The sequence below is a fragment of the Promineifilum sp. (SeqCode) genome (genome assembly GCF_041918635.1).
Lineage (GTDB): Bacteria > Chloroflexota > Anaerolineae > Promineifilales > Promineifilaceae > Promineifilum.
Window position 1 is genome coordinate 1 of sequence record NZ_JAYRVJ010000126.1, and the last position, 6,225, is coordinate 6,225.

Here is a 6,225-nt window from a genome sequence, read left to right on the forward strand (position 1 = left end):
CGGCCGCGGGCGATGAGTGTCAGGATTTCGCGCTCGCGCTCGGTCAGGTCGGGGAATATATCGGCGTGGGGCGAGGCTTGCGCGGCGGTAAAGTAATCCATCAGGCGGGCGGCGATGGTGGGGCTAAAGATGGCCTCCCCGACGGCTACGGCCCGGATGGCCCGCACAATCTCGTCCTCTTCGGCGTCCTTGAGCACGTAGCCGCGCGCCCCGGCCTTGAGCGCGGTGAAGACGGACTCGTCGTCCTCGAACAGCGTCACCACCAGAACGCGCACGTCCGGCCGCTGCCGCGCCAACTGCTGAATGGCCGCCAGCCCGCCCCCCTCCGGCATCTGCAAATCCATCAGCACCACGTCCGGCTCCAGCGCCAGGGCCGTTTCCACGGCCTGCGCGCCGGTGGTGGCCTCGCCCACAACGGCCGTCTCCGGCATGGAGTTGAGCAGCGTTCGCATCCCCTTGCGGAACAGCGGGTGATCGTCGGCGATGAGGACGGTGATGGGCGGCATGGGTTCAGGCTTCTCCAACGGGCAAGGCGGCGCGCACGACCGTTCCGCCGGCCGGCCGGCCCGTCACGCTGAACGACCCGCCCAATTCGGCGGCGCGCTCGCGCATGGAGCGCAGGCCCAACCCGCCGGCGCGCCCCTCCTTGAACCCCGCGCCGTCGTCGGCCACCTCGATATGCAGAGCGTGGTCGAGGCGCAAGCGCACGGTCGCGCAGCGGGCATCGGCGTGGTGGACGACGTTGGTCAGCGCCTCCTGGATGATGCGGTAGGCCGCGACCTCCACGGCCGCGGGCAGCGGCGGCAGGTCGTCCGGGGCGTCCACGTGCACCTGAAGCCCGGTCGCCTCTGGCGTTGCATTCTCGTTGCGCCCGATCTTGGCCGCCAGCACGTTCAGCGCCGGCACGAGGCCCAGGTCGTCCAGCGCCGGCGGGCGCAACTCGTGCACCACGCGGCGGATGTCGTCAATCGTCGCCCGGATGTCGCCCTGCATCTCGTCCGCCAGCCTTTCCGCCTCGGCCGGGTCGTCGCGGATCATGCGCCGCAGCACCCTGGCCTCCAGCAGCAGCGAGGCCAGCGACGGCCCCAGCCCGTCGTGTAGATCGCGGCGCAGGCGGCGGCGCTCCTCTTCCCGGCCAGAGACGATTTGCTGCCGGGAACGCTGCAAGTCGAGCGTCAGTTGGGCGTTGTAGACGGCCGCGCCGGCCTGGCGGACGATGTTTTCCAGCAGGCGCTCATCCTTGACCGAGAAAGCCTCTTCCGACCCGCGCCGGCCGACCAGTAGCCGGCCGACCATCTCGCCCTGATGGACGAGTGGGAAGGCAACAGGTTCATCCACCGGCCGGCCATACGACTCGACCGTGTTGTAGGGGCGGGTTTCAAACCCGCCCCTACCGGGAACGTCGGTCGTGTCGTGGGGGCGGGTTTGAAACCCGCCCCTACCATCTTCGCGCACCTGAAGGGCGACGTAGGGTAGTCGCAACGCATGGGCGATCGTTTCCACGATAGTGGGATAGACCGTGTCCGGCGTCATCGTCTGTTCGAGGCGCTGCCCCAGGTGGGCTAACACCTCGAACGGCTCATCCCGCTGGCCGTAGAGCAAGCGATTGACACCGCGCTGCAAACGTTGGCGAATGGGCTGAAAGAGAACGGCCACCAATCCGGTCGCCACCAGCCCTAACAACCAGCTACCCTGTGACTGGAACAGGACACCGGCCGCGCCCACTATCAGGCCATAGATCAGCAGGATCGCGCCGGTCATGAGGGCGTAGACCAGCGTGCGATTGATGAGGACATCAATGTCGTACAGCCGGTAGCGCATGATGGCGACAGTCGCGGTCATGGCGATGCCCAGGGTCATCAAGCTCGTCAGGATGATGCTCAACTCCAGCGCCAGGCCCTGAGCCAGGTTCCCTGAGAGCCAGAGCGGCACGGTGAACGTACTAAGGGCCAGAACGACGAGGGCGGCCCACATTAGCCATTTCATCTGGGCGCGCTCGATGCCCCGCGACCGACGGAAGCGCGCGACGATGGATAGGATACAACCGAGAGCGCCAACGACCAGCAGGGCGCTACCGATGTCGAGCGCAACGTTCAGGACGCGCTCCGTTCCCGCGATGCCGTAAGGGTTCGAGCGGGTTCCCCAATCGGGCACCGGGCCGGGATGCGCGGCCAGGCCCAGCGTCAGCAACAATAGCCCCAGACCAGCCGCCCAGCCAATCGGCCGCCAGCGCGGCGACGGCCAACGGCCATCGGGAAAGAGCAGGAAGACAAAGGTGATGGGCAAGACTTGCGCCGGCAGCCAGACCCAGGTACCCAGCCATTGCGCCGGATCATTCAGCGCGAGGCGTACCGAGGGCGGAAAGACGATGCCATACGTGCCCACCCCCGCGGCCAGGCCGGTCAGGACGTTCAGCGTACCAACGCCCAGAAAGATCCAGCCAATGGGATTGCGGGGGCGGCGGGCGATAATCACGCTGCCCAGGCGGGTATAGATGATCGCCAGGAAGGGGATGAGCATCTGGTGCGTGAAGAAGGTCGAGGTATAGCCCGTGCGAACCACATACCAGACGACCAGCGCCAGATTCAGCACTACGAGCACCACCACAACGAGCGCCCACAGCCGCGCCGCCCGGATAAGCCGGTCGGGCGCGCCCGCCGCCTGCGCTAAAGCATAGTCAGATAAGGAGAGTGTGGGCTGTTCAGTTTCGCGCATGATGCCGGGACATTATAACATGGGTTTCCAGTCAAAGATCGTCCTGTTGTTCCTTTGTGTCAAAAGGGCTTGAACATCATCAGCCACAGGATGACAGCGATCCCGCCGAAGCCGATTATCGCCAGGGGCATAGCCGGCGCCTGGGCCAATAGCGCCTCGATCTCCTCGGCCGGGGCCGCCTCACCGGGCGGCTGTGCCTTCCGTCCGTCGAACCAGGCCATTCCCAACGCTTTTCGCACCTGGCTGTAATGCCTGGAGCCGAGAAGAAACATGGCGACGATAATACCGATGAGCAACACCAGTGAAAGCCAGATCCACCCGCGGCCCCACCAGTCGCCCATGAAGCCGCTGATGATCCCGCTGACCAGGAGGGCGAGCAACGAGCCATAGAGCACGCCCATGATGCCGCCACTGGCATTGAGTTCCAGCCAGGCCCGCGCCAGAACCGGATCGCGCTGGTGGCGCAAGCGCAGGGCGACCACACTGCTCACGCCATGAGTCAGCAGGAAGGCGAACGTCGCCAGAACGTGAATGTAGACCAGCCACTGATACATGGGGCCATCTCCTCTATCGGCTGTCGTTGTAGGGGCGGGTTTGAAGCCCGCCCCTACTGTTAAGTGTTAGCGGCAGAGGCGGGTTGCCAACCCGCGCTACATCACCCTGCCGGCTGGCTCGGCGGCAGGCTCTGCAAATAGAGCCACAGCGCCTCCAGCTCCACATCCGTCATCTGCGCGGCGATGGGCCAGGGCATGATTGCCGGGTCCAGCACCTTCCCTTCCGGCGTGACGCCGTTGCGCAGCGTGTTCCTGAAGTCGTCCAGCGTCCAGTTGACCAGGTTACCGGCCGGCGTCAGGTTGGCCGCGAGTGGGTCGCCGGGCGCGCTGCCCGGCGTGGGGCCGCCGGCCAGGTCCGGATGGTGGCAGCCGGTGCAGGTCGTGGACAGGTACGCGCCATAGCGAACGCTCGCTTCCGCCGGCACGCTGGCGACGTGGGCGGCGCTATGGTCGACGGCTTCGGCCGGTAGCAGGGGCAGTTGGCCCAGCAGGAACAGCGCCCGCGCCAGTGGTTGGAGGCGCGGTTCGACCGCCACGCGATCGACCGGTTCCACCGTCTGCAAGTAGGCGATCATCTGCGCCACTTGCTCGTCGCTCAGGCCGGCATACTCATAGCTAGGCATGACCAGCAGGCCGCGACCATCAGGGCGGATGCCGTGGCGGATGGCCCGTTCCCAATCCGCGACGGTGTAGTTGGCCGTGGCGCTGCCTTCGCCGCCGGTCAGGTTGGCCGTCGAGATGGAGCCGAGCATGGGATCATTAATGAACACCTTGCCGCCAAAATCGGGCGCATGGCAGTCGCTACAGCCGCGCATGGTCGCCAATCGCTGCCCTTCCGCCAGGCTTGCTGCGTCCGTCGGCAAGGTCAACGCCTCGTCGGCAATGGTGTAGGTCTTGTTGATGCGCCGTTCGCTGATAACGTAGCCGGCCAGAGCGGTCAACGCCACGATCACAATCAAGGCCGCCAGCACAATCCCAAGCCACTTGAATACTTTTCTCATCACGTCTCTCCGCTAAATAGTGTTGTCTGGCTACGGTGCAACTTCAATGTGGCTACAGTGTAGCGAACGGCGCGCTGCATTCAGTCTCCGGGATTGCTTTCAGGCTGTAAAGGGAATGACTGCGCCGTTTCGCCCGCGCGAACCAGCGCCGTCGCCGCTCGCACCAGCGTCAGCCCGAGGGCGAAATCGACCAGCGCCAGCACCGGATGGAGCGCCGACAGCACCGGCGCGGAGGCGCGCAGGAAGATGAGCACGTCGGCCTGCAATAGGTAGACGGCAAACAGCAGCCACGTCAGCCGCTTCATCTGTCCGGGCAGTTTGCCCAAGTACATGGTCACCAACATCACCAGCAGCGGCGCGGCCAGTATGTGCCCCAAGCTGGCGTGGTTCTCCCAACTCCACCGGTGGGCGACGACGGCCATCCCCGCGAAGAACACCTGCGCGGCGACCCCGGCCACGAAGAGCCAGGCGACGATCCAGTAGATCATGCGTGAAACTTTCATCACATACCTCCGTTACGAAGCGGCTACTGCTCCGACGACAAAACCCAACTTGCCAAGCGCGAACAATCGCCCCACCATGATGAACCAGATGGGCATCACGGCGTAACTCAGCGCGCCCAACGCGAATAACGCGGCGACGAAGGGGTTCATCTGAAACCCGGCCGTCGCTTGCCCAGCCATGCCGCTCAACGCGCTGGCGACGCTCTCCGGCCGGAGCATAAAAACCAGAGCGACGACCGGCGTCAACGACAGGAGCAGGCCCGCCCAGGCGATTCCCCGGGGCAGTGTGCCGCCGGCCAGCCCCAGTACCGAGTTGATAAGCACCCACAGACCGATCAACCCAAAGCCGCCGATGCCCGGCAAGAGCGACTGCTGGAAATCAATGCGGTTCAGCAGCAGCAGCGTTGAGCCGGTGGCGGTCGTGAGAAAGCCGGCGACGCCGACGACCAGCGCCAGCAGGCTGGCGACCGGGTAATGGGGCGCGTGGAGGCGGTACAGCGCCACCACGAGCGGCAACATCAGGAACGCGGTCGGAATGCTGAGAAAATCGTTCAGCGACCCAAACGGCTCGCCAACGACAAACAACAGGACCAACGAGATAAAACCGACGACTCCGACAATGCCGCCGATGATCGCCGTCCAACCGGCAAACTGGAGATTTGACGAACTCATCTGCTATTCCTGCCTAGCGTGAAATGATCTTTGGCGTGATGCGTGGCGCGATGTATAGGCAGTATAGGGTTGGGGAGGGCAGGCTGTCATGAGGCCGCGGCCTCTATCGGCGCGGGAAGATCGCCCGTGGCGGCCGGGAATGGTTCCCGCTTGGGATGCGGCTATTTGACACACCTACGAAACGCGCGGAAATAAAAAGCAGCCCGCTATTCGCGGGCCGCTGGTCGCTGCAGATGTTCGCCACAGCGCGCCGGTTTTGGGCGCGGGTTCACAAAGCTATAGAGCGGGACATTGCGGCTGAGGCTCTTACAGTAAGTCTAGAAACTCGTCCACTTCCACAGGCTCTAAGTAGAGTTCGATGGCTTCGCGAATGTTGGCTAGAGCCTCATCTATGGTCTCGCCCTCACTGATACAACCCGGCAACGCCGGCGCGTAGATGGTGTAACCACCTTCATCACTGGGTTCGAGAACCACTTTCATGCGCATGTGTACACTTCCTATTAGCTACAGCAATGAGCAGGAAACCGGGTCATTAACGACCCGGTTTCCTATCACTTATCCTCTGAGCAGCCCAACCAGTTCATCCACCGGCACAATCCGCCGCTCGCTCTCGTCGCGGCGCTTCACCTCCGCGCCGCCCTGCTCCAGGCTGCGCGACGAGATGGTGACGCGCCAGGGGATGCCCATCAGGTCGGCGTCCTTGAATTTGACGCCCGCCCCCAGGCCGTCGCGGTCGTCATAGAGCACCTCGATGCCGGCCGCCACCAGGTCGGCATAGAC

At 64.5% G+C, this 6,225-nt stretch carries 8 protein-coding genes; all 8 read right to left on the minus strand.

What is annotated here, in order from left to right; translation table 11 throughout:
• On the minus strand, positions 1-506 hold a 506-nt coding region (locus ACE3UY_RS04275; RefSeq protein ID WP_374686315.1), incomplete at its 3' end, for a response regulator transcription factor.
• A 4-nt stretch (positions 507-510) separates the two neighbouring features.
• A complete protein-coding gene (locus ACE3UY_RS04280; RefSeq protein ID WP_374686316.1) occupies positions 511-2,715 on the minus strand; it encodes a GAF domain-containing sensor histidine kinase in 2,205 nt (734 codons plus the stop codon).
• A gap of 59 nt (positions 2,716-2,774) precedes the next feature.
• On the minus strand, positions 2,775-3,269 hold the full coding sequence (locus ACE3UY_RS04285; RefSeq protein WP_374686317.1) for a hypothetical protein: 495 nt from the start codon (positions 3,267-3,269) through the stop codon (positions 2,775-2,777).
• A 101-nt stretch (positions 3,270-3,370) separates the two neighbouring features.
• Positions 3,371-4,270: a c-type cytochrome gene (locus ACE3UY_RS04290; protein ID WP_374686318.1), complete on the minus strand. Its 900-nt coding sequence runs from the start codon at positions 4,268-4,270 to the stop codon at positions 3,371-3,373.
• An 80-nt stretch (positions 4,271-4,350) separates the two neighbouring features.
• On the minus strand, positions 4,351-4,773 hold the full coding sequence (locus tag ACE3UY_RS04295) for a DUF6220 domain-containing protein (RefSeq protein ID WP_374686319.1): 423 nt from the start codon (positions 4,771-4,773) through the stop codon (positions 4,351-4,353).
• A 12-nt stretch (positions 4,774-4,785) separates the two neighbouring features.
• The gene (locus tag ACE3UY_RS04300; RefSeq protein ID WP_374686320.1) at positions 4,786-5,445 is read right to left on the minus strand and encodes a hypothetical protein; all 660 of its coding nucleotides are present in this window, start codon (positions 5,443-5,445) and stop codon (positions 4,786-4,788) included.
• 306 nt (positions 5,446-5,751) lie between these two features.
• On the minus strand, positions 5,752-5,931 hold the full coding sequence (locus ACE3UY_RS04305) for a type II toxin-antitoxin system HicB family antitoxin (protein WP_374686321.1): 180 nt from the start codon (positions 5,929-5,931) through the stop codon (positions 5,752-5,754).
• Between the two features lie 69 nt (positions 5,932-6,000).
• Positions 6,001-6,225: His/Gly/Thr/Pro-type tRNA ligase C-terminal domain-containing protein (locus tag ACE3UY_RS04310; protein ID WP_374686322.1), on the minus strand; the 225-nt coding region annotated here is incomplete at its 5' end.

What these genes read in the sequence shown, in the direction of transcription:
- ACE3UY_RS04290 (WP_374686318.1), bottom strand. Translation starts at nt 4,270, where the DNA reads ATGAGAAAAGTATTCAAGTGGCTTGGGATTGTGCTGGCGGCCTTGATT.
- ACE3UY_RS04305 (WP_374686321.1), bottom strand. Translation starts at nt 5,931, where the DNA reads ATGCGCATGAAAGTGGTTCTCGAACCCAGTGATGAAGGTGGTTACACC.
- ACE3UY_RS04285 (WP_374686317.1), bottom strand. Translation starts at nt 3,269, where the DNA reads ATGTATCAGTGGCTGGTCTACATTCACGTTCTGGCGACGTTCGCCTTC.
- ACE3UY_RS04295 (WP_374686319.1), bottom strand. Translation starts at nt 4,773, where the DNA reads ATGAAAGTTTCACGCATGATCTACTGGATCGTCGCCTGGCTCTTCGTG.
- ACE3UY_RS04280 (WP_374686316.1), bottom strand. Translation starts at nt 2,715, where the DNA reads ATGCGCGAAACTGAACAGCCCACACTCTCCTTATCTGACTATGCTTTA.
- ACE3UY_RS04300 (WP_374686320.1), bottom strand. Translation starts at nt 5,445, where the DNA reads ATGAGTTCGTCAAATCTCCAGTTTGCCGGTTGGACGGCGATCATCGGC.